The sequence below is a fragment of the Breznakiella homolactica genome (genome assembly GCF_016616095.2).
Classification (GTDB): domain Bacteria; phylum Spirochaetota; class Spirochaetia; order Treponematales; family Breznakiellaceae; genus Breznakiella; species Breznakiella homolactica.
The window spans coordinates 2,155,521-2,177,811 of the sequence record NZ_CP067089.2; the positions used below are offsets into that span (position 1 = coordinate 2,155,521).

Genomic DNA, 22,291 nt, shown 5'->3' on the forward strand with positions numbered 1-22,291 from the left:
CCGGGCAACAGCAGAGTTGTTCGATAACCCGGTTGGTTATTTCACAGCTCCTGTAAAAAACCCGCCCCATTGGGGCGGGTCTGTTTATAAGAAATCAGAACAATCAGCAGCCGCTGCAGCCGTCACATCCGGAAGAACAGCCTCCCCCGGAGACGGAACCCACCAATTCCTTTTTGGATCCGCCGTCGGCCTCATTAAAGCCGGCCTCTTCTGCCGAAAGGGGGACACCGGCTACGGGTTTGCCGCCGGAACTCCCGTTCCCGCCGTCGCCGAAGTTGGCGTTGTGGCTTCCCGCCTTGTCGATGAGGCTCGAAAGGTCGTTCCCGCCTTTGAAGCGGAGCACATTCACCATAAAGATGTTGAGCTTGTTGACGATGTTCGGGGGCAGCAGGTTACCGTCAACCTCCACCGAAAGGATCGGGTAATTGCGTTCCCGGGCCCAGGGAGTAAAGAGGCCTTCGATAACCCGGCCGATGAGGCAGGCGAAGGGCGAAATGTTGACGATGCCTGAATAGCCGTGTTCCATGGCCGTGGCCGCCACTCCGGAGGATACGGCGATTTCCGAGTTGAGCTCCAGGTTGACAAAGTGTTCCTGGGTCTTCTCCATGATTTCGTGCATATCGTGGGGTGTCTCGGGGATAAGCCCGGTGGGGCCGAGGATGGAGATAACCTTCTTTTCGATAGAATGCTTCCACCATTCTTCAATCCCGAGTTTCTTGAGATCCCAATAGGGCTTGGAGAACAGCCGTTTCGCCGGCTTTTCCAGCTTGATAAGTTTTTTGAGGGCGTATTCCCGGACAAAGTCCAGGTAGTGGATCCATTCGGAAATACCCGACACCTTAACCACGATGCCCCGCTCGCTCATGAGGTCGATAAGCTCGCCCACGGCGAAGTCGTCCCGGCGTACGTAGATTTCACCCACGATGAGAACCCGGGGACAGTCGGCGACTTTTTTCTTGAGGGGTATGGTTTTGGCGAAATCGGCGACCTTCTGCAGCTCGTTCCAGAGTTCCTTCGGATTCTTCTCAACCGCGTCCATCACGGGCCGCCAGGATTTGTTGAAGTCCTCCACGGCCTTTTCGGGGTTTACCGCCACCGCCTTGAGGGAGGTCTGCATATCCTTGATGTAGTCCGAAACCACTAAGCCCTTCCACATTTCCTTTGCAAAGTTGGGGCCGAGTTCGGTGTAGGAGTTGTCCGCTGACAGAATAAACACCACCACGTTTTCCAGCCTGAGATCCCGGAAGAGGTTCTCGTAGTACACAAAGTACTGACCGGTCCGGCAGGGGCCGGTGGTGATGGGAACGAAGAGCATGTACAGCTCGTCCTTCCGGTATTTGTCGCTGGCGAAGAACTGAAGGGCGCTTCCCAGAACGAGGTGGCTGGGCACGCATTCCTTGCCCGATGCGTGAGCACGGGCGACCTGGAGGGTCTTGCTGGTGGCCACCGGCAGGGATTCGGCGTTGATTCCGAGGCTCCGGACGGCCGCGCCCATGTATTCCGTGGCCACGGCGCCCATATTGGAAAGCAGAATTTTAACCCGCTTGTTGTTGCGGATCTCCGCTTTTTCTCCGGTCTTGCCGTTGAACAGGTGCAGGTCATCCGGACCGTTGTTCACGAACTTCCAGCCGTTGTCGTAGCGCTCCGCTTCGATTTCGGTTTTCTTTGACCGGTAGCCGTCGATGATGTCCAGGAAGGCTTCCACCCGGGTATCCACCCCGGCGTCGGCGGAGTGGGAGTCCAGCTCCAGCACGAGGAAGGGCTTCTGGCCCATCACCCATTTGAGGTAGTGCAGGATAAAGGAGTCCGGCGCGCAGGAGAAGTTGGTGATAAAGGTTACGTAGATGTTATCTTCGTTCTTGAGCAGATTTGACGCCTTCATGTCCTGCTGCCCGTAGTACCAGTACATATTGGGGAATATCTTCTGGTCCTCAAAGGGCAGGATGTCGAAGGGAACAATCGAGTAACCCCGGGTGGTGAATTTCCGGGGGATGCCCATGTTGGCTTCCGGGGTAAAGGCGTTGTAGGGCCGGCCCAAAATGGCGATCACCGGCCGGTCCGCCTTGCGGGCGTCAGCCAGGGCTTCCTCGCCGAGCTTGCGGGCGGCGGCGAAATAGTCCTTCTGCTTGTTCAGGGCCTTCTCAAAGGCGGCCTTGGTTTCCGCTTCGCCGATGCCGAGCCGTTCGGTCATCACCGTAAAGAGTTCCAGGGCTTTCTTGTCCCCGAACTTGAAACTCACCACCAGCGGCAGCAGCCGCTTCTTGTCAACATCCGGGAACGCCTTTTCGATATAATACGGAAGGCTCTGGGTGATGGGGCAGAAGTTGGCGTGCACGTCCTCCTCATAGGAGGGCATGTCCCGGAAGTGGGGAAGCAAGATGTAGTCGGCGCCTTTGTCCAGACAGTCCTGGACAGCGCCGTGGGCAATTTCAGCGGGGAAGCAGTAGGTGCTTTCCGCCCGGGCAACCCCTTCGTGGGCAACCTCGGTGGAAAGCAGGGTTTTGATTCCCAGTTCATGGAAGAACCACGAATAGAGGGGATACAGCGTATGGGTGGAGAACGCCCGGGGGATACCCACGGTATAGTCACGCTTCGGTTTGAACTCCGCCGCGGGGGCGGCGTAATCCTCAAAGAGCAGTTTCTGCCGTTTTTCCACGTAATCGAATACGGGAACGTCCTTGACGGATTTCCGCATGTTTGTGTACTTGTTGCACCGGCCGCCGAACATGTACTTGTGTCCGTTGACGTTGAGTACCTGGATGGGGCAGTAGTTGTCGCAGGACTGGCAGGTAAAGACCCGCTCGTATCCGATTTCCCGGGTCAGGAGTTCGTCGATATCCACAACCTGTTCGTCCAGGAGGCCGTCGGCCTGCTTGCGCTTGGCCAGGAGGGCGACCCCGAAACAGCCCATGAGTTCCGGTGAGGGGGGAACCAGGATTTCCTTGTCCAGCATCATGGCGAACGCCAAAGGGACCGCCACGTTTTTGGCGACCCCGCCCTGGAGGAAGACCTTGCCGCCGATGGTCCGGTTGCCGACAACCCGGTTGAGGTAGTTGGCAACGATGGAGCAGACGATGCCGGCGGTGATGTTTTCCTTGGTGGCGCCCTGCTGGACCGCCTTGCGGATATCCGAGTTGATAAACGCCGAACAATGTTCCCCGAACTTGAGGGGCGCGTCGGCGTTGAGCGCGATGGGACCGATGTCCTTGGCGCTGTGTATTGAAAGGTCCCCGGAGGCGGACTCTTCCAGGAACGAACCGGTCCCGGCGGAACAGGCTTCGTTCATGGCGTAATCGATGGGAACCCCGTTTTTAAGGAGTACGTATTTGGCGTCCTGGCCGCCGATCTCGAAGATGGTTTCCACTTCGGGATCAAAGAAGGTGGTACCCACGGAGTGGGCGATGATTTCGTTGTAGACACCGGGAGTTTCCAGGAACACCCCGAGGATTTCCCGGGATGAACCGGTGGTGGAGACCAGCCGGATGTCCACCTTCGTGTCCCCGGTATCTTCCTTCACCTTATCCTGGACAATCTTGAGGCATTCCTTAAGGGCCTTCACGGGATCGCCGTGGGTCCGGCCGTAGTGGCTGGCCACGATCTCGTCGGTTTCCATATCCACCAGGGCAACCTTGGTGGTGGTGGAACCGCCGTCAACACCGAGGATGTATTTTCTTCCGGCTACGACTTTGCCGTCGGGTTTGTCAAAGGTCTTTACCTTGCCCGCCCAGTCCTTGAGGGCGCCCAGCGTCCCGAAGCGGATCTCATTGGGCTTAAGGAGTTTATCCGCCGACGGAAGGGGGCTTCCTGTCTCCGGCGCAAGAATCGCCGCACCGAAGGCTTCAAAAACCGGGGCGGTCTCGGGAATGATGAATTCAATCTGGGGAGCCTTTTCCCGGATAAAGCGGATAATATGGCGGTTGAGGGTAATACCGCCGGTGAGCACCACCCGGCCGGAGGTGACCTTGGCCCGCTTGAGGAAGTCGATAACCTTGACGGCCATTACATCCGACAGGGACAGAACGATATCGTTTTTGGTAGCCTCCCGCTTGTTGAGCCGGTGGGTACAGTCGCTCTTCATAAATACCGAACAGCGGGTTGAAAGGGAGTATACCTTGGCGTCGTCCGGCACTTTGTCGATGTCCGCCAGGGTCATGTCCATACGGGCAAGCTGCTGCTTGAGGAATTCCCCGGTGCCCGAGGCGCATTTGTTGCCTGAAAAGTTGTTGATGATTTTTCCGGTTTTATCCAGGGAATACACCACCAGGTCTTCACCGCCCATGGAAACCACGGCGTTCGCGGAAAGGCCCAGGGCCTTGAGGGCGGATTCCACGCAGAGAGGTTCCAGGGTTCCGGCGGCGTCAAACATAAACCGGCCTTCGTTGCCCGTAACCAGCGTAGGGGTTCCTTCGGGAATATTTCCTTCCGCCAGGAGCTTCCGGACGACCGCGCCGAAATCGCCCTCATGGGGAAGAACGGCGCTCCAGACAGGGACTTTGTCCTCTGCCAGAACCATTTTTAAACTGGTTGATCCAATATTGATTCCTAATGATTTCATAGTACCTCTCAAATCATGAAAACTTCATATAAAATATATTATATATAGCTAATACAATATTATTGCAACAGGCAGCCCTTTTCAGGGAACCCGTCAGTACCCCCTATCATACCAGGTGCCTATAAACCTTTCAACAGGACAGAATCAAACTATGAGTATTTCAACAAAAACGCAATATCCGCGAAAGAAGCAGGAATGGTATACTCGGCAGGTTTTAATCTTGAATTCTGCAATGATTCCGAATTATCTCCCGTAATGAATAAAATACTAAAAAATGAAAATAAAGGGAAGGCTGGTCTGCGGGGCGGCGATAATAAAAAAATGAGATCATACTGCTTTGGACAATGTATTAATAAGCTTTGCAGAATAGCGGAATTGGACGCAGAAATTTTTATTTATGAAATCCATGGAAAAACAAACTGGCCCGGAACGGATGAATCGACGTAATATTCCGGCCAGCCGCAGGGGCAGCTCTTTCAAAATAAAAATTTTGAAAGAGCCGCGGCTTAGCAACTACTTATTTGGAATAGGCCGTTGTCTTATTAAAAACAAAGTACCATTTTGTTACGGAGAAGACCTGCTTGCCCGCAGCTTCGGCAGCTTTCACCGCAGCGTCATAATCGGCATACCCTGAGTCAACAATGCCCAAAATAACCATGTATGATCCTAACTCAGTGGCGCCATCAATTGTATTGGAAGTGGCGCTGTTCCCCGTAAACAAACCATGGGGATCGCTGGTTCCGCCGATTGAGCTTCCGGTCGCGCAGCTAGCAAGTGAAAAACCGATTACCGCCACCAAAGCGATAATCCCGAGAATTTTAGTAAAGTTCCTCATAAAGAACTCCTTTTAAGTGATTTCCCGTTTGGCAGGAAATCATATATTCAGCCGTCCATATAACGGCTTATTACCCGGCAATCAATTTTGCGCCAACCCTTTCGGCCCGGACAAAATTTCTCATTCCAAAAAACAAAATTGCCATGCGCGCGGAAAATGCAAAAAATTACACTTAACGGCACCGCAATACCAGAGATAAAACAATCAGTTCGGGAAAAGAACGGCAGCCGTTTGTTTCCGGGGCATACTTCACCTGCCGCTACTTAAATCCATATCACAGAAAACGCAATAAAACCAATAAAATTGAAAAAAAGACATTCAGAACTTTACAAAAACATTTTTCCGCCAGATAGCCGCCCGATCCAGGCTGCCGCCAGCGTCTTTTCTCCTGGTATTATCACCGGTGTCCGGAATAAAGATATGGGGAATGCCTGAAATCCCGGATAAAGGAACCAGGCACGGGCAACAATACCATACTTACGGACCAGCTGCTAGGGGAAATACCGAAAAAGCACGGCAAAAAATGAGCGGGCCGCAGTACGGCGCCGCCGGTAATGCAGCGCCAATCTTCCTGCCGGTCCATATTTTCGCGTCTGCGCTTTTTTTAATATCTCCAAAAAAATTTATATGGTATTAATGTGAAAAACAATAAATATGATATATTACGTTTGTGACACACCGGCGGCGATAAACAGCGAATTTTCAATATCCGCGGAGGAATGTATGAAAAGCACCTATCAATTAATCGGCGCGGGGCTGGTGTTATTGCTGATGGCCGTGACGGCCTGTTCATCTCCTGCCAATTCGGATCCTGATCCAGGCACACAAAAGCCCGGATCACCGGCGGCTCCGGTGATTGGGAGCGTTACCCCCGGAGAGCGGCAGCTTACGGTCGCATGGTCCGCGGTTGAAAACGCCGGGTCCTATTCAGTCTGGTACAGCAGAACGGATAATTCCGCGGGGGCAGTCAGGGCGGCGGATGGGATTACCGGAACCCGGGCGGTTGTTTCCGGTCTTAAGGATATCACCGAGTATTACGTATGGGTCAGGGCGAGAAACAATGCCGGAGACGGCGGCTTCAGTGCGTCCATGCGGGAAACAACCTTTTCGGCGTCCGCCCTATACCGCGCCGATGGCGGAAACAAGACGCGGGTTGATGTCCCCGGAGACCGGAGGAGCGCAAGCGGACTATTCGAATTATTTATGGATGAAGCCCGGGACGGTGATGAGTTTATACTGGAACTGGGCTCCGCCGGAGATGACGACCCGATCCCTGCCGGCTGTGACCTGAGGCTGCCGGCGGGAGTGGCAGCTTCCATAAAGCTTACCGGAAAAGACGGGACCGCCGTGCTGCAGACAGGCAGCGGCGGCGGATATGCGTTTTTTCTGTGGAAGGGAGTAACCCTCACCCTTGGGCAGGGGATTACGGTAAAGGGAACGCAATCAAATGGAACGTCCTTGGTGCATGTGTATGAAAACAGCACGCTTATTATGGAAGCGGGATCAAAAATAACCGGGAATACTACCAATGGAACCAGCGGCGGTGGAGTGAGTGTCGTCAATACCGGAACGTTTATCATGGAAGGCGGCGAAATAAGCGGGAACGGTTCGGCGGATGTGTTCGGCGGCGGCGTATACACCGCCGGCAGCTTTACCATGAACGGGGGGAAAATCAGCGGCAATTCCTCCGCAGACGGCGCCGGGATACATGTCGACGTGACAGGGAATTTTACCCTGAACGGCGGCGAGATCACCGGCAACCGGGCGGCGTCAGCGGCGGCGGGTTTTTCGTTTACCGCCGGAGGCGGTGTCAGTACCAGTGGGACCTTCACCATGACGGGAGGAACCATCAGCGGCAACACAGCTCCGGGCAGCGGCAATACTATTCCGGGTTACGGCGGCGGCGTATTTATCGGCCCCGGAGGGACCTTTTCCATTGAGGCGGGAACTATCGGAAACAATTCCGCTTCCAGCTACGGCGGCGATATATTTGTCTGGGGCAGTCTCAATCTCCGGGGAGCGGCGCCCGATACTATCGGAATCGCGCTCGTAAAGGATACGTATATAAACCTCACCGGGCCCCTGGGGGGGACCGGAACGGCGGCCATTGTTCTCCCCGGAATTTTTAACAGCATTCCTTTTTCTCTGGATCTTGAAGAGGCAAAGGATAAACCGGTTCTTGCAAACGGAGGGATCGGCGGCGGATTCACTGCCGCCGTGAGCCGTTTTGGACTGCACGGGGATGCCGCGGGATATACCGTCGACAGCAGCGGCATTCTGCGGAAGCTTCCTTAAGACAGCGGAGATAAAACTGAATTCCGGCCCCGATAACCGCTGCCGGAATTCAGCGGCCGGTCATACTCCGGAGATCCGGTCTTCCGACCGCGCCGCTTCTTCTTCCAGAAAAATGGACCGGAAAATCTCCGCCGACCGGCGGTAGGCAGCGTCGGCCTCGGTACTGTTATTCATTTTTGCGTATACATCCCCCAGAGCCCGCCAGTCCATCCCCAGGCCATGGGAATTTTCCGCCCGCCGGTCGTACCGGACGGCTTCCCGGAGGGCTTCCAGCGCGCTGGAATAATTGCCCGCCACCGAACGGATTGATGCGATGAGGTACCAGTCGTAGGCGGCCTGTTCCAGGTAATTATCCTTCCCGTGGATATCCAGGGCTTTTTTCACCGACGCTTCCGCGTCCGGATAGCGGCCCATGGCCTTCTGGGCCATCCCGGCCACGGTCCATCCCAAAGCGGTGTACTGCCGGTTTTTTATCCGGCCCATGGCTTTTTCCACTACGGTAAGGGTATCCCCGGCGGATGCCGCGCTGAGCCCGGCGGAAAGCAGCCGGGAACGGGCAACGTAAATTTCAGTAAGCGCCGCGAGTTCGTCCTGGTCTTCCCGGAGAGCCTCCGCTCCGGCGGCGTTCCACGCGGCGGCGGCGGCGTCATGCTGCCCAAGATAAAACAGCACGTTCCCCAGGGAAAGGTTTACCCTGATCCGCAGGGCCGGATCATCGGTGGCTGCTCCCAGCCGCTGGACATCCCCCAGAATTCCCAGGGCGCCTTCGTAATTCCCCCGGTCGGCTTCCCGGTTTGCCTGCTCAAGCTGGGTGTCCGCCATGTTCCGCACCGTAAAAACCTCCGCCGGGCGTTTCGGGGCGGAGGAACAGGCGGCCAGGGAAAAGGCGGCAAAAAGCAGGAACCCGATTGTTTGTATTCTGCACGGTTTCTTTTTCATTCTTCCCCCACCCTAAAATGAAAGATCCCGGGGATTGGTTCCGCTTGAACCGCTGTGAACCCGGTCGGGAATCCCCTTCCTGAGCAGAGGATTGTTCGTCAGGGCAATGAGTACATCCTCGGCGCTCTGCAGGGCCGTCCGGACCTCGCTGATCAGGCCGGGCACCTGTGAGGGAAGTATCGCGGTGGTTTTATCCAGATTATTGAGAATCGCCGAAATCGACGCGAGGGAATCCTCCAGGCTGGTATACAAAGTGCCGTCCCCGTCCACAACGGTGGACAGGATACCGTCTTCGTTTATCCGGACCATGAGGGTATTCGCTTCGTCGAGAATACTCAGCAGGGATTCTTCCAGCGGGCCGGTAATCCCGTTTACATCGGCGATGGTCTGCTCCACTCCCCCGAGGATGCGGCCCAGGGCGGTCTGGTCCGTGCCGGCAAAGCCCTGCTGCACCTGCACCAGCACCGCGTCGAGGTCATCCAGGAGGGTGCTGACCTTCCCGAGAAGTTTCGCGATGCTGTCCTCATCCCCGCTGAGGGTTGAGAGGCCCATATCCATGAGGGCGAGACCTTCCGGGGATCCCACCGAAGGGATAAAGGCGTTTTCGTACAGCTGCATGGTCCCGCGGCCGGGATGGAAAAGCAGCTGGTTCCCCAAGCCTATGGGACTTACCACCAATTCTATCAGGGACCCTTCCCGGGCCCGGTCGTTGTAGGTGTCGTAAATAAAAAAATCCACCATCACCCGGTCGTCAACGGTGAGCTCCACGGATTTTACCTTTCCAATGGGAAAGCCCTTGTAGTTTAAAGCCATGTTGCTGCTCAGGCCCACCCCTGAATCGAAAAATGTCTGGTAGTTGTACTTCCGGGAAAACCACTGCTGCCGGTTCCCCAGCATAATTATCACGAAGATAACGATTAAAACGGCGAGAACAACGAAAAACCCGACAATATAATCGGCGAACCGGATTTTAAATTTCATGAAGATATACCCTTTTCCACTATTTTCGCAACATTCCTGTCGGCTTCCATTTCTTCCCCCGTGACCTGCAGGGAGAGCCGCCCGTCAATGACCATTACCACATATTCCGCAAGTTCCTTGATTATTTCCAGATCGTGGCTGATAAAAAGAATCGTATTGTTATCCGCCTTCCGCCGCCGGACGATTCCGACAAGCCGCCGGGCGGCTTCGTCATCCAGGGATTCGGTCCATTCATCCAGAAACAGTATCGAAGGATTGCAGAGCAGTGCCCGGGCGAATGAGATAAGTTTCTGCTCGCCCATGGACAGGAGCGCCGGCCTGATATGGAGCGCCCGCTTGTACCCGACCGCCGCGGTTACCTCGGCAATACGCGATTCCCGTTCATCCTTATCCATATCGGGATAATGGATTTTCAGCGGAAGTTCCAGAGTCTGGAACAGAGTCTGGTTGGCCCAAAGGGCGGAATCCTGGAAAACCACGGCGCTTTCCCGGCGGAACGCGAGGGTCTGGGGCCTTCCCATGGCCGAAATATCCTGTCCCCGGAACAGGACTTTCCCGGATGTGGGCAGCAGAAGGCCCGCCGCGAGTTTAAGGACCGTGCTCTTTCCGCCGCCGGAGGGTCCCACCAGGGCGGTGGTTTTGCCCCCCTCAAAGTCGTAGGAAATATTGCGGACCACGTCCATATTCTGCGCCGAGAAGGATACATCTTTCAATTCTATCACAGGCTCTGCCATGGCGTTCCTATACTAAAGACGTATAATACAAAACCGAAAGAACTATATCCACCACGATACACCACGCGAAGGCCGAGCTGACCGCCCGGAGCCCCGCCACGGGAATCTCGGTGCTGGCCCGTTCCACGGAAAAACCCTGGATCACGGCCACGGTGGAGATAATCATACCAAAACTGATGCTTTTGACAATAGAAATAAGGATATCCGACAAAGTCAGCGCCTGGAGCAGGTTGTCAAAATAGACCGATGCCGACATGGTATAAAAAAACTGCATTACCCCGAAGGAACCCGCCAGCCCGAACACGGAGAAATAGATATTCAGGAGAAACATGGAAATGGTAACCCCCAGAAACCGGGGTACCGCCAGATGTTCGATGGGATCAACCCCCACGGATATGTACGCCTCTACCTCATGGGAAATCACCATGCCGGCGATTTCCGTGGCAATCGCCGTGGCCGACCGGGCTATGATAATAAAAGCCGTGAGCAGCGGTCCGAGTTCCCGGGTAATAATAATGATCAGAAGCGGATAAATGAAGGATTCCTGGGAAATACTCGACAGAAAGGGTATGCCCACACTGTTTACCACCGCGCCGATTCCCAGGGCCAGAAGGGTCGAAAGCCCCAGGGCTTCCACAAAGGTAAACAGAATCTGCATGATCAGGATTTTATACGAGGCTTTGCCCCGGGTTATAAACGCGAAGGACCCTTTCAGAAGCCGGGCAAAAAATCCCAGTCCGTACATGAGGGAGTCAATTTTTGTCTTAAGACCGGTCAGAATTACGTTCGGCATACAACATCCGTACCGCAGTACAGCCTACAGTATAATATAAAATACGGTTACCGGACAGGGCAATCAAAAAGGTTGAGTTTTTTTACGGGCCCTCAGGATTTTCCCTCAAAGGCTTTCAGGACTTCCCCTCCGTGGCCTTCGGGCTTTACCTTGGGAAACACCTTTTTGATGATTCCGTCGGCGCCCACGGCAAAGGTCGAACGGAGAATTCCCATATAGGTTTTCCCGAACATCTTTTTCTCACCCAAAGCACCGAACGCCTTTATAACCTCCTTATCCGGATCGGAGAGGAGTATAATGGAAAGCTTGTTCTTCCGGGCAAAATTCTCATGGGAAGCAACCGTATCGGCGCTGATACCGATTACCGTGATACCCCGCTTTTTGTAATCCGCGTATACATCCCTGAAGGAGCAGGCTTCTTTCGTGCAGCCGGGAGTGCTGTCCCTGGGATAAAAATAAACCACCAGGGGTTTCCCCTTAAACTTCGAAGATTTTATTATGTCGCCGTTTTGATCCGGAAGCGCAAATTTCGGCATTTTATCGCCTTCCCGTAACATAGGACCTCCATATCTACGGACTGATTCCGTATTTTCAATAATAAAAAACCGCTGCTGTCAGATGGTAAAACTGCCTACGGTTTTATCCATCCCGGAAATAGTCTCCTTATTTGTCTCCGCCAGGGAGGAAACCCGGTTCGCCTCGCCGCTGACCGCGGTTATACCTTTGGCCATTTCCTCCATGCCGCCGTAAATTTCCTTGGCGGAATTTTCAAGCTGGCCCATTTCATTGACCACGGTGGTGCTGCCGGCGTTCATTTCCCGGGATCCCGACCGGACATTCGATGTGGTATCGTTCATGATACGGAGGGCTTCCAGGATCTGATCCGCCCCTTCCTTCTGCTCCCTGATGGCATTCTGGACTTCCAGCACCAGGGGCTCGGTTTCGTTTATTTTTTCCGAGACCCGGTTGAATGCCTGTTCCGACGCCTGCGCTCCGGAAACAATGGAGTCAATGGTTTTTTCCACTTCCTTGAGTTCGGTTTTTATGGATCCCGATTCCACAGCGGATGTTTCCGCCAGACGGCGGATTTCATCGGCCACCACGGAGAACCCCCTGCCCGCCTCGCCGGCGTGGGCCGCCTCAATGGCGGCGTTCATGGCCAGAAGGTTTGTCTGGGCCGCTATGGTGGCGATAATCTTGTTGGCTTCCTGGAGGGACTGGGACCGCTCGGCGATTTCCTTTATCCCCTTGCCGCTTTCCAGCTGGACCGCTACCCCCTGGCGGGCGGCGTCATTCAGATCATTAAACTGGCCGGCCATTTTGTTGACCGCGCCGCTGATAGAACTGATGTTGCCGACCATTTCCTCGATAGAAGCGGAAGCTTCGGTCACGCTGGCCGCCTGATCGCTGATAAGCCGGTCCAGGGATTCAATGTTCCGGGTAATCTGCTGAACCGCGCCGGAGGCTCCCGCCACACTGTTCAGCTGGGCCTTCGTTTTTTCCCGGACCTGGTCGATGCCGCCGCTTATTCCCGAAAGCGAACCGGCCATGCCGGCGGAGCTCTGTTCAAGCTCATCCCCGGATGCCGAAAGCAGGGTCTGCCCTTTTTTAAGGTCCTGCATACCGCCCCTGAGGTTTTCGCAGAAACTGTTGACCATACCGGCCATGGTTCCTATTTCATCCACCGAACACAGGGAGATCCGCTGGGTCAGGTCCTTCCGGGCCGAGGAAAGGCTTTCCAGCTGATTAACCACGGTATCGAAGATCCGGCCGGTATTCATCTTCAGGACATAGCTGAGACACTGGCTGGCAAAGTAAAATCCCGCCAGAAGGCCTATGGCCAGACCCCAGCTCCGGCCGTTCATGGAGTCCAGGGTTCCCCCGGCATTGCTCAGAACAAGGAATGAAAGGGAAAACGCGAAGAGCAGGGACATGAGCGCCACCGCCAGGGGATATACAAAAACCTTGACGCTCTGGCGCTTTGACCTGAGATCCCTGGGGTATTGGGTAAGGTTGTATTCCTTGAGGGATTTTGAAACGAGACCGTCGGTGAGGATGTAAATCAGGTTGGCGTTGAGCATTCCCGTGGCGAGATTTTCAAGAAACAGGGGAAGCACCAGCCCCGGCCGGATCCCCAGGGCGCTGCCCTGGAGAAAAACAGCCAGGAGAAAGAGACACTTCGTCAAAACGAAAAGAGCCATAGCCTTCATGGGAAGGCCGCCGATGTTTTTTAACGCCGCGGCGTAGCCGTCCCCCGCGGCGTTGAAATTTTCCGGGCTGAACAATTTCGCGAAGCTGCCCAGGAGGAAAACATTAACGCAGATAAAGGCTATACCCGCGGCCCCGATACGGACCAGAACCTGGCCGAAGGAAACGCCGGTAACACCGAATACGTTAAACAAAAGGAGGCTTATGCATACCGAAATGATACTTCCCAGGAGGAGAATCCCGCGGAATAAAACACCGTTATTTTTCACTTGCTATGCTCCAAATTATAAAATATTGTTATTACTTCAATATACTATGAAGGTACCAGATAAGAGCAACATAATCAGCACTATAACGCCGGTCACGGCTTACGAAACCCCGATGGCTTCATCGAGTGTACCGGCTCCCTGGCTGTTTTATGCACAAGGCCGTTTACCTGCCCGAAGGATGAGACAATCTGGTCCGAGTACCCCGATAGACTCCGTGTCTGGGTCTGAACCTGGCCGCTGGTGTCCCCAAGATTAATGAAGGTTTTTTCTTTTGCATTTCCTTTCCTGGCGGATACGCCGGCGGTCAATGTCAGAGACGTCGGAGAGGCATCGGGACATGGCATTTCCTTTTTTACATAATCGAGCTGTTCTTAAACCGGCTCCCCGGAAGGCGCCGGTTTAGGTATATTTTTTCTATAAATAAAGCATTAACCATAGAAGTTGGGTTGTCAAATCCGTTTCCGGACCTCCGTCCGGAGGGCCGCGATCTGCCGGCGGACTTCTTCCGGCGCGGGGCCGCCGGGAAGATTCCTTGCGGCGACACAGGCCGCCGGTGTAATCGCGCCGAAGAGGTCCGCTTCAAAATACTCCGACCGCTTTTTGAGTTCCGCCAGGGTCCGCTCTCCGATACTGCGCTGTCCCGCGTCGACGCAGTCCCGTACTACCAGGGCCGCTGCTTCATGGGCCTTCCTGAAGGGGAGCCCTTTCTTTACGAGATACTCCGCGGCATCGGTGGCCTCCAGGAACCCGCCGGTACAGGCCGCTTCCATAATATCGGTATTGAATTTCGCGGAAGCCATCATGCCCCGGAACATCCGCAGGCATGAGTACACCGTGTCGAGGCTGTCGAAAAGGGCTTCCTTGTCTTCCTGGAGGTCCTTGTCGTAGGCGTAGGGTATTCCCTTCATAACCGTCAGGAGGGTTACCAGGTTCCCCGCGGAACGGCCGGATTTGCCCCGGATAAGCTCGGCGAAATCGGGGTTTTTCTTCTGGGGCATGATGGATGATCCCGTACTCCAGCTTTCGGCGAGGTTGATGAATTTGAATTCCTCACTGGCCCAGATCACCACATCCTCACAGAACCGGGAAAGGTGGCTCATAAGTATGGCCGCGGCCGCGGCGAGCTCCAGAGCAAAATCCCGGTCCGCCACGGCATCCATAGAATTGAGGGACGGCCGGGAAAAGCCGAGATCCCGGGCGGTTTTTTCCCGGTCCAGAGGAAGCCCCGATCCAGCCAGGGCACCCGCCCCCAGGGGGCATTCATCGAGCCGGACCAGGGCGTCGCTGAACCGGCCGAGGTCCCGCACCAGGGCGGCGCACCAGGCGCAGAACTGATGGCCCAGACTCACGGGCTGGGCCCGCTGCAGGTGGGTATAGCCGGGCATAATCGTCCCGGCGTGTTCCTCCGCCCGGTCCAGAAGCGCCTCCGCGGCCAGTCTGATTTCATCACAGACCTCGGGGACCCGGCGCTTAAGATACAGGCGGAAATCCGTGGCCACTTGATCGTTCCGGCTCCGGCCGGCGTGGACCATGCGTCCGGCGTCGCCCAGGCGTTCGGTGAGAATTCCTTCTATAAACGAATGGATATCCTCGGCCTCGGGATCTATTTCCAGGGAACCGGATTCCAGCTCCCGGGCGATTTCTTCAAGCGCCCGGTCAAGCTGTTCCGCGGTCTCGCCGGGGATAATTCCCTGTTTGCCCAGCATGGCCGCGTGGGCCCGGCTGCCCCGGATGTCGTCCAGGGCGAGCCGGCGGTCAACGGAAATCGATGCCTGGAAGGCAAAGGCTTCGGCTTCGGGTTTTTCCTCCAGACGTCCGGACCAAAGAACCTTTGCCATCTCAGCCCGCCACACCGGCGGACTTCGCGTCCGCGCCGTCAATGTGCTGTTTTTCCTTCACATACCCCTGTTCCATCAGGGCCTTTACCAGTATGGGAAGCCCATAGAGCCGGATAAAGCCCTTGGCATCGGCATGGTTGTAGAGTTCCCCGGTTTCAAAACTGGCGATGCTGGCGTTGTACAGCGAATAGGGGGAACTGGCACCGGCGGCGCTGATGGCGCCCTTGTAGAGCTTGAGCTTTACCGTGCCGGTGACGGTCTTCTGGGTTTCATCGACAAAGGCCGAAAGGGCTTCCCTGAGGGGGGTAAACCAGAGGCCGCCGTAAATCACCTCGCCCAGCTTCTGGCCCACGGTCTGTTTAAAGGCGTAGGTCTGGCGGTCGAGGCACAGATGTTCCAGTTCCTGATGGGCGTAATACAGAATACTTCCGCCGGGAGTTTCGTAGACCCCGCGGCTCTTCATACCCACCACCCGGTTTTCGACCAGATCCACAATACCCACCCCGTGGGTGCCTCCGATCTGGTTGAGGGTTTTTATCAGATCCACGCCGTTCATTTTTTTGCCGTTCACCGCCGAGGGAATTCCTTTTTCAAACTGGATTTCCACGTATTCTGCCTCATCCGGCGCCTGCTCGGGGGCGACACCCATCTTAAGCATGCCTTTGAGGGAAGGTTCGTTGGCGGGGTCTTCCAGCTCCAGGCCTTCGTGGGACATGTGCCACAGGTTGTCGTCCCGGCTGTAGGAATCGCTCTTTTTCATGGGAACGGGGATGTTCCGTTTTTCCAGATATTCAATTTCTTCTTCCCGGCTCTTGATATCCCAGGTCCGCCAGGGGGCGATGATTTCGAGATCCGGGGCAAAGGCCATTATTCCCAGATCGAACCGGACCTGGTCGTTGCCTTTTCCCGTGGCGCCGTGGGCAATGGCGACGGCTTTTTCCTTGCGGGCGTAATCCACGAGAACCTTTGCGATGAGGGGCCGGGCGGTGGCGGTTCCCAGGAGGTACTTATCCTCATAGAGGGCGTTGGCCTTGAGCGCGGGCCATACGTAGTCTTCCACGTATTCCTGCTTTACATCCGCCACGTGGCACGAAACGGCCCCGGTATCCAGAGCCCGCTGTTTGATGGTTTTCCAGTCCGCTTCCTGGCCCACATCCACACAGACCGCCACAATGTCGCAGTCGTAATTTTCCTTGAGCCAGGGAATAATCACCGTGGTATCCAGTCCGCCGGAATAAGCCAGTACAATTCTCTTCTTCATTGCCTTCTCCTTAATTATTACAGTGCGTCCAGCACGGATCGTATTATTTCCAGGCCTTCCTGAATTTCCGCATCGGTGATGATGTACGGCGGAAGGAGGCGCAGGGTCTGCGGCCCGGCGCTGAGGAGGAGCAGTCCCTTGGAAAGGGCCGCTTCCAGAACGGGCCAGGCGTCGGCGTCAATATCGATACCGGTCATGAGGCCCCGGCCCCGGACATCCCGGACTTTCGGGTGGGACCAGGACCGGACGGTTTCAACAATCACATTCCCCTTCCGGGTTATGTCGGCGAGAAAGGCCGGATCATCGACGATTCCGAGAACCGCCAGCCCCGCGGCGGCGGCCAGAGGGTTGCCTCCGAAGGTGCTGCCGTGGTCGCCGTTCCCGAACACATCCGCGGTTTTGCCGCCCCCCAGCACCGCTCCCACGGGAACACCGCCGGCGAGCCCCTTCGCCAGGGTCACAATATCGGGCTGTATACCGTAGGCTTCGCAGGCCAGGAACGTCCCGGTGCGCCCGACTCCGGATTGTATCTCATCAAACATGAGAAGTATATCCCGCTCCGCGCAGAGCCGGGCCGCTTCCCTGAGATAGCCCTCATCCTGAGGCCGGATGCCGCTTTCTCCCTGGATAGGCTCAATCAGCAGTCCGCAGACAGAACTGTCCAGAGCCCGGTCCAGGGCGCCGATGTCCCCGGAGGGGATGTAGACGAAACCTTCGGTAAAGGGCCCGAAGTCTTTGTGGAATTTATCCTGCCCCGTGGCCGCAAGGGTGGTGATGGTCCTGCCGTGGAAGCTTCCCTTGAGGGTGACGATCCGGTGGCGGCCGGGACCGTGTTTGAGGAGGGAATACTTCCGGGCGATCTTGCAGGCCCCCTCGTTGGCCTCCGCCCCGGAATTGCCGAGAAAGACCTTCCGGAGTCCCGCGGCGCCGCAGGCTTCAATCAGTTTTTCCGCGAAGGCCAGGGCCGTATCACTCTGGAAGTAGTTTGAAGTATGGATAAGTTTCGCCGCCTGTGAGGAAATTGCTTCCACCAGCGCGGGGTGGCCGTGGCCGAGGCAGCTGACGGCGATACCCGAGGTAAAGTCCAGGTAGGTCTTCCCGCCGGTGTCCGTAAGCCGGACTCCGTTTCCCTTGGAGAATACCGCCGGAAGCCGGTGGTAGGTATTCATAAAAACGTCGTTTCCGTTTGTTTCTTTCATTATATATCCTTTATAGGTTCATCAATCCTTAATCATCGTACCGATGCCCTCATCGGTGAACAGTTCGATCAGCAGTGTATGGGGAACCCGGCCGTCGATAATGTGGGCCCGGTTTACCCCGCCGTCCAGGGCGGTACGGCAGCAGTCAACTTTGGGAATCATCCCTTTGCTGACAATGCCCTCCCGTTTGAGGCCGTCCAGTTCGGCCCTGGAAATTTCCTTGATAAGCGAATCAGGGTCATCTACGTTCCGGAGGATACCCCGTACATCGGTCATGAGAACGAGTTTTTCCGCGTGCATGGCGGCGGCGATCTGCGCCGCCGCGGTGTCGGCGTTCACATTGAGAGCCTGGCCGGCATCATCCCCGGTACCCAGGGCAACGGTGGAAACCACCGGAACGTAGCCCCGGTCCAGGGCGGTATCGAGCACTTCCGTATTGATCCGGGTTATCTCCCCCACCAGACCGAGATCCTCTCCGCCGGAACTGTAGCGCCGGCCCTGGAGCAGACCGCCGTCGATGCCGCAGAGCCCCAGGGCTTTTCCGCCGGCCTGCTGGATAAGGGATACAATATCCTTGTTCACCTTTCCGGCGAGGACCATCTGGACAATTTCCATGGTTTCCGCATCGGTGTACCGGAGCCCCTGGACGAAGCGGCTTTCCTTCCCGGTTTTTTTCAGCATTGCTTCTATCTCGGGACCGCCGCCGTGGACGAGCACCGTCCTGATCCCGACGCAGGCCATAAGCACCACATCCTGGATAACCGCGGCTTTGAGTTCACCATTAATCATGGCATTGCCGCCGTACTTTACCACCATGGTTTTTCCCATGTATTTCTGAATATACGGCAGGGCGTGGATAAGGGTCTCCGCCCGGTCATGGTTGTTTATCCGTGATTCATGCATCCGCTACACTCCTTACCGCCGCATCAGGACCGGTAGTCCCCGTTTATCTTAACGTAATCGTAGGTCAGATCGCAGCCCCAGACCGTACACCGGCCTTTATGACCCTCCGGCGCGCGGATATCGGCGATTATTTCAATTTCCTCTTCCGAAAGAATCCGCTTGGCCTCTTCTTCGGAGAAGGGCACCGACGCGCCGTTCCTGCATACCAGGATTTCCCCGGCGGAACTGGCGAACCGGACATCCACAGTGTCGGGATCGAATTCTATTCCGGAGTACCCCATGGCGCAGAGAACCCTGCCCCAGTTGGCGTCCGCCCCGAAACAGGCGGTCTTTACCAGGCTGGATCCGGCGATCGACTTGGCCAGAACTTCCGCGGCGGTCTCGTTTTCCGCTCCGGATACGGTGCAGGCAAGGAGCTTGGTAGCGCCCTCCCCGTCCCGGGCCATGGCTTTAGCCAGTTTTACGCACAGGAAGCCCAGGGCTTCCGCGAATATTTCATATCCCGTGTCTTCAGACTCGATGGGACTGTTGCCGGCCTGGCCGTTGGCCAAAACCAAGACCATATCGTTGGTGGAAGTATCCCCGTCCACGGTGACCCGGTTGAAGGACCCGTTCACCGCTTTCCGCAGGGCCCTGTCCAGCAGGTCCCGGCTGATGACCGCGTCGGTGGTGATAAAGCACAGCATGGTGGCCATATTGGGATGGATCATCCCGGAGCCTTTTACCATAGCGCCGAGCCGTACCGGAACCCCGGCGATTTCTATTTCCAGGGACACGTCTTTTTTCCGTGTGTCCGTAGTCATGATCGCTTCCAGGGCTGCCTCATGGCCTGCTGCGTCGGAGCGGAGGGAATCCGCCAAAGTACCCATGGCAGCTTCTATTTTGTCTATCGGCAGAGGCACCCCGATTACCCCGGTGGAGGCCACCGCCAGGCTGTTCGGCTCAACCATGAATTCCTCCGCGGCGAGCTGGGCCATACGGCGGGCGTGGGCCAATCCGGCTGCTCCGGTACAGGCGTTGGCGTTCCCGGAATTGGCGATCACCCCGTGGCACCGGCCCGACGCCAGATTGATCTGGCTCACCAGAATACTGGCGGCTTTTACCCGGTTTCTGGTATACATGGCCGAAGCGGTACAGGGTTTTTCGGAATAAATCAAAGCCAGATCGCGTTTTGACTGGGATGCCTTGATGCCGCACCAAATGCCCCCCGCCCGGAATCCCTTTGGCGCGCACACGCCGCCGCTGATCTCTTTCATACCCGTCTCCTAAATTTAATTTCTCAATTAAAACAATGAAGGGATTCCGCTGATTCCGGCGTCCTCGTCAAACCCCATGATAATATTCATATTCTGAATAGCCTGCCCCGCGGCGCCCTTTACCATATTGTCGATGGCGGTCACCGCCACCAGGGTGGATCCGCTGTGGTCAATATGCAGAGAAATATCGCAGAAATTCGACTGCCGCACGGACCCGCTCCGGGCGATTCCTCCCGCGGGCAGAACCCGCACAAAGGGTTCATCTTTATAGAACCCGGCGTAGCGTTCCCGGATTTCGGCGGTTTTATCCGTGATTTCCTTTGCCGGCGGCCGGGGCGCCGCGGCGGCGGCTTTGGTCCGGTGTGTTTCCGCCAGAGGAATGTACACCGTGCTGAGGATTCCCCGGTTCATGGGCGCCAGATGAGGGGTGAATATCACCGGGAGTTCCCGGCCGCACATTTTCATGAGGTTCCGGCTGATCTCCGGAGTATGGCGGTGGGCCCCGATTTTGTAGGGGGCAATGGAATCGGCGCATTCCGGGTAGTGGGTGCTCCTGCCGGGTTCCCGGCCGGCGCCGGTAACTCCGGAAGCGGCGTCGATGATGATGGTCCCTTCGCCGTACAGGCCTTCTTTAAGGGCCGGGTATATCCCCAGGGACGCGCCGGTGGGATAACATCCTGGATTCCCGATAATCACCGGCCCCCGGGCGGCAAGATCCCGGATTTCCGCCCGGTTGAGCTCAGGGAGTCCGTAAACAGCCTGTTTTCGCAGTTCCGGATGGAGAAACGCCTTGCCGTACCACGCGGTATAGGTCGCTTCATCCTCGTCGAACCGGAAATCCGCGGACAAATCGATAAAGGAAATCCCTTTTTCCATACAGCGCTTCGCGTAGGGTTCTCCCACGCCATGGGGAAGGGCCGCAAAAACCACATCCGACGCGGCGATAACATCCTCCGCCGTTCCCAGGGGAGCGCTGAAGCTTCCCCAGAAATTGGGATACACGTTTTCGATGGCATCCCCTTCGTAGGTGGTGGAAGAAAGCATGAGCTTGTCCACCTGAGGGTGGCCCGCCAGAAGCCTGACCAATTCAGCACCGGCGTACCCGGTGGCGCCGATAATACCAGCAGTCATTCAGGAAACCTCCTTACCAGCGGCCCTTTACGATTATTGGGAGGACCATGCCGGTCCGGCCGCATAGCTATATTCCGGAAACAGAACCTGCTCCGGATATCAATACGTATATGGAATCTGTTGCAGGGAATATTAAAAGGTACGACGGAGGCGACGGACAAAAAGGCGGGATACAGGAGCGGTATTGCCGGAAAAAGGCAAAGCCGGGAGAAAAAATGAATAATTATGTAAATTATATCCGTTCATATAAATAAATATGCACGAATATGGTTTTTTGTCAACCGAGGAGCGGTAAAAACACCGGCGGTTTCAACGGGACCCGCTAAAAAAACAAAAAATTATGTTTAAATACAAAAAAATGGGGTAAAATAGAGAATATACGTTCCAGAACACGCCACCCGGTCCAATCAGAAGCACAGGAGTCCCAGGGTGAATCGGACAGCGCTATTGAAAAAATATACAAAATCAACGCATCGGGAGTTTATACGCCCTGAACCGGAAGAAAACCAGGATACCCGCAGCGTACTTAGTATCCAGCACCGAATCACGGCGATTCTTTTTCGGGGATCCGCCGTATGAACAAGAAGCCCGCGGCCCCAGTACTTCCGGGTGCTTTCCGGCTTGGAAGGTCCGGCGGTACCTTGTTTTTACGGCTCTATCGTGGTATAGAATCCTATGCGAATTTTTAAATTAGCGTGTATCGCACTGCTCGCTGCCTGTATCATAGGCTGCGCCTCAGGTCCGGTGGAAGTTCCGGCGGATATGTCCCCCGCAAAGATTATCCAGCAGGCGCAGGAAGCCTCGGACCGGAACAAATTCGACCAGGCTATCCAGTATTACGAAATCCTTCGGGAACGGTACCCCAATGATATTGAACATGTGGTCACCGCGGAATACGAGATAGCGTTCCTCCATTACAAACAGAAAAAGTATGACCAGGCACAAGGTGAGCTCCAGGAACTTCTGAGCCGTTACGATTCACCGGACGCCGTGCTCCTGCCGCCGCAGTATAAAATACTGGCGGAAACGGTTCTTACTACTATAGAAACGAAACTGGCGGAAAAATAAATCCGAGGCCGCCGCCTAAAACAGCC

General features: G+C 55.8%; 16 protein-coding genes and 1 pseudogene. 2 read left to right on the top strand and 15 right to left on the bottom strand.

The annotated features are described in order from the left end of the window. Positions 1 to 103 precede the first annotated feature (103 nt). From JFL75_RS20970 to JFL75_RS09860, 3 genes and pseudogenes are all read right to left on the bottom strand, one after another. Positions 104 to 2,911 carry an acyl-CoA dehydratase activase-related protein gene (locus tag JFL75_RS20970; protein ID WP_432756664.1) on the bottom strand — a complete coding sequence of 936 codons (2,808 nt, stop codon included), beginning with the start codon at positions 2,909 to 2,911 and terminating at the stop codon, positions 104 to 106. Beyond that, positions 2,894 to 4,555: pseudogene (locus JFL75_RS20975) on the bottom strand (acyl-CoA dehydratase activase); the annotation flags it as partial. The pseudogene JFL75_RS20975 and the gene JFL75_RS20970, both read right to left, overlap by 18 nt. A 517-nt stretch (positions 4,556 to 5,072) precedes the next feature. Beyond that, a complete protein-coding gene (locus JFL75_RS09860; RefSeq protein WP_215626514.1) occupies positions 5,073 to 5,390 on the bottom strand; it encodes a hypothetical protein in 318 nt (105 codons plus the stop codon). 723 nt (positions 5,391 to 6,113) lie between these two features. Between JFL75_RS09860 and JFL75_RS09865 the strand changes: the two genes are divergently transcribed. Next, positions 6,114 to 7,685 carry a fibronectin type III domain-containing protein gene (locus JFL75_RS09865; protein WP_215626515.1) on the top strand — a complete coding sequence of 524 codons (1,572 nt, stop codon included), beginning with the start codon at positions 6,114 to 6,116 and terminating at the stop codon, positions 7,683 to 7,685. A gap of 60 nt (positions 7,686 to 7,745) precedes the next feature. Here JFL75_RS09865 and JFL75_RS09870 read toward each other — a convergent pair whose 3' ends face one another. From JFL75_RS09870 to argC, 12 genes are all read right to left on the bottom strand, one after another. Next, positions 7,746 to 8,624: a tetratricopeptide repeat protein gene (locus tag JFL75_RS09870; RefSeq protein WP_215626516.1), complete on the bottom strand. Its 879-nt coding sequence runs from the start codon at positions 8,622 to 8,624 to the stop codon at positions 7,746 to 7,748. A 12-nt stretch (positions 8,625 to 8,636) separates the two neighbouring features. Then, positions 8,637 to 9,605 carry an MlaD family protein gene (locus JFL75_RS09875; RefSeq protein WP_215626517.1) on the bottom strand — a complete coding sequence of 323 codons (969 nt, stop codon included), beginning with the start codon at positions 9,603 to 9,605 and terminating at the stop codon, positions 8,637 to 8,639. Continuing rightward, positions 9,602 to 10,327: an ATP-binding cassette domain-containing protein gene (locus JFL75_RS09880; RefSeq protein WP_223292816.1), complete on the bottom strand. Its 726-nt coding sequence runs from the start codon at positions 10,325 to 10,327 to the stop codon at positions 9,602 to 9,604. Before JFL75_RS09880 ends, JFL75_RS09875 begins: the two co-directional genes overlap by 4 nt. Before the next feature lie 19 nt (positions 10,328 to 10,346). Then, a complete protein-coding gene (locus tag JFL75_RS09885) occupies positions 10,347 to 11,132 on the bottom strand; it encodes an ABC transporter permease (protein WP_215626519.1) in 786 nt (261 codons plus the stop codon). A 92-nt stretch (positions 11,133 to 11,224) separates the two neighbouring features. Beyond that, the gene (gene bcp, locus JFL75_RS09890) at positions 11,225 to 11,689 is read right to left on the bottom strand and encodes a thioredoxin-dependent thiol peroxidase (RefSeq protein ID WP_215626520.1); all 465 of its coding nucleotides are present in this window, start codon (positions 11,687 to 11,689) and stop codon (positions 11,225 to 11,227) included. 57 nt (positions 11,690 to 11,746) lie between these two features. After that, positions 11,747 to 13,609 (bottom strand): methyl-accepting chemotaxis protein, encoded by a 1,863-nt coding sequence (locus tag JFL75_RS09895; protein WP_215626521.1) that lies wholly within the window; start codon positions 13,607 to 13,609, stop codon positions 11,747 to 11,749. A gap of 449 nt (positions 13,610 to 14,058) precedes the next feature. Next, a complete protein-coding gene (gene argH, locus JFL75_RS09900) occupies positions 14,059 to 15,447 on the bottom strand; it encodes an argininosuccinate lyase (protein WP_215626522.1) in 1,389 nt (462 codons plus the stop codon). Position 15,448: 1 nt separating this feature from the next. Then, positions 15,449 to 16,708 (bottom strand): argininosuccinate synthase, encoded by a 1,260-nt coding sequence (locus JFL75_RS09905; RefSeq protein WP_215626523.1) that lies wholly within the window; start codon positions 16,706 to 16,708, stop codon positions 15,449 to 15,451. 17 nt (positions 16,709 to 16,725) lie between these two features. Continuing rightward, positions 16,726 to 17,907 (bottom strand): aspartate aminotransferase family protein, encoded by a 1,182-nt coding sequence (locus JFL75_RS09910; protein WP_215626524.1) that lies wholly within the window; start codon positions 17,905 to 17,907, stop codon positions 16,726 to 16,728. Positions 17,908 to 17,928: 21 nt separating this feature from the next. Further along, entirely contained in the window at positions 17,929 to 18,810 is an 882-nt protein-coding gene (gene argB, locus JFL75_RS09915) for an acetylglutamate kinase (protein ID WP_215626525.1), read from the bottom strand. Positions 18,811 to 18,833: 23 nt separating this feature from the next. Beyond that, positions 18,834 to 20,066 (bottom strand): bifunctional glutamate N-acetyltransferase/amino-acid acetyltransferase ArgJ, encoded by a 1,233-nt coding sequence (gene argJ, locus JFL75_RS09920; RefSeq protein ID WP_215626526.1) that lies wholly within the window; start codon positions 20,064 to 20,066, stop codon positions 18,834 to 18,836. Positions 20,067 to 20,093: 27 nt separating this feature from the next. Then, positions 20,094 to 21,197 (bottom strand): N-acetyl-gamma-glutamyl-phosphate reductase, encoded by a 1,104-nt coding sequence (gene argC, locus JFL75_RS09925; protein ID WP_215626527.1) that lies wholly within the window; start codon positions 21,195 to 21,197, stop codon positions 20,094 to 20,096. A gap of 675 nt (positions 21,198 to 21,872) precedes the next feature. Between argC and JFL75_RS09930 the strand changes: the two genes are divergently transcribed. Continuing rightward, entirely contained in the window at positions 21,873 to 22,265 is a 393-nt protein-coding gene (locus tag JFL75_RS09930; RefSeq protein WP_215626528.1) for a tetratricopeptide repeat protein, read from the top strand. Positions 22,266 to 22,291: the final 26 nt, after the last annotated feature.

Excerpts from the sequence above, each read along its gene's own strand:
- argJ (WP_215626526.1), bottom strand. The coding sequence starts at position 20,066 with ATGAAAGAGATCAGCGGCGGCGTGTGCGCGCCAAAGGGATTCCGGGCG.
- JFL75_RS09860 (WP_215626514.1), bottom strand. The coding sequence starts at position 5,390 with ATGAGGAACTTTACTAAAATTCTCGGGATTATCGCTTTGGTGGCGGTA.
- argH (WP_215626522.1), bottom strand. The coding sequence starts at position 15,447 with ATGGCAAAGGTTCTTTGGTCCGGACGTCTGGAGGAAAAACCCGAAGCC.
- JFL75_RS09870 (WP_215626516.1), bottom strand. The coding sequence starts at position 8,624 with ATGAAAAAGAAACCGTGCAGAATACAAACAATCGGGTTCCTGCTTTTT.
- JFL75_RS09885 (WP_215626519.1), bottom strand. The coding sequence starts at position 11,132 with ATGCCGAACGTAATTCTGACCGGTCTTAAGACAAAAATTGACTCCCTC.
- JFL75_RS20970 (WP_432756664.1), bottom strand. The coding sequence starts at position 2,911 with ATGGGCTGTTTCGGGGTCGCCCTCCTGGCCAAGCGCAAGCAGGCCGAC.
- bcp (WP_215626520.1), bottom strand. The coding sequence starts at position 11,689 with ATGTTACGGGAAGGCGATAAAATGCCGAAATTTGCGCTTCCGGATCAA.
- JFL75_RS09910 (WP_215626524.1), bottom strand. The coding sequence starts at position 17,907 with ATGAAAGAAACAAACGGAAACGACGTTTTTATGAATACCTACCACCGG.
- argC (WP_215626527.1), bottom strand. The coding sequence starts at position 21,197 with ATGACTGCTGGTATTATCGGCGCCACCGGGTACGCCGGTGCTGAATTG.
- argB (WP_215626525.1), bottom strand. The coding sequence starts at position 18,810 with ATGCATGAATCACGGATAAACAACCATGACCGGGCGGAGACCCTTATC.
- JFL75_RS09905 (WP_215626523.1), bottom strand. The coding sequence starts at position 16,708 with ATGAAGAAGAGAATTGTACTGGCTTATTCCGGCGGACTGGATACCACG.
- JFL75_RS09930 (WP_215626528.1), top strand. The coding sequence starts at position 21,873 with ATGCGAATTTTTAAATTAGCGTGTATCGCACTGCTCGCTGCCTGTATC.
- JFL75_RS09875 (WP_215626517.1), bottom strand. The coding sequence starts at position 9,605 with ATGAAATTTAAAATCCGGTTCGCCGATTATATTGTCGGGTTTTTCGTT.
- JFL75_RS09865 (WP_215626515.1), top strand. The coding sequence starts at position 6,114 with ATGAAAAGCACCTATCAATTAATCGGCGCGGGGCTGGTGTTATTGCTG.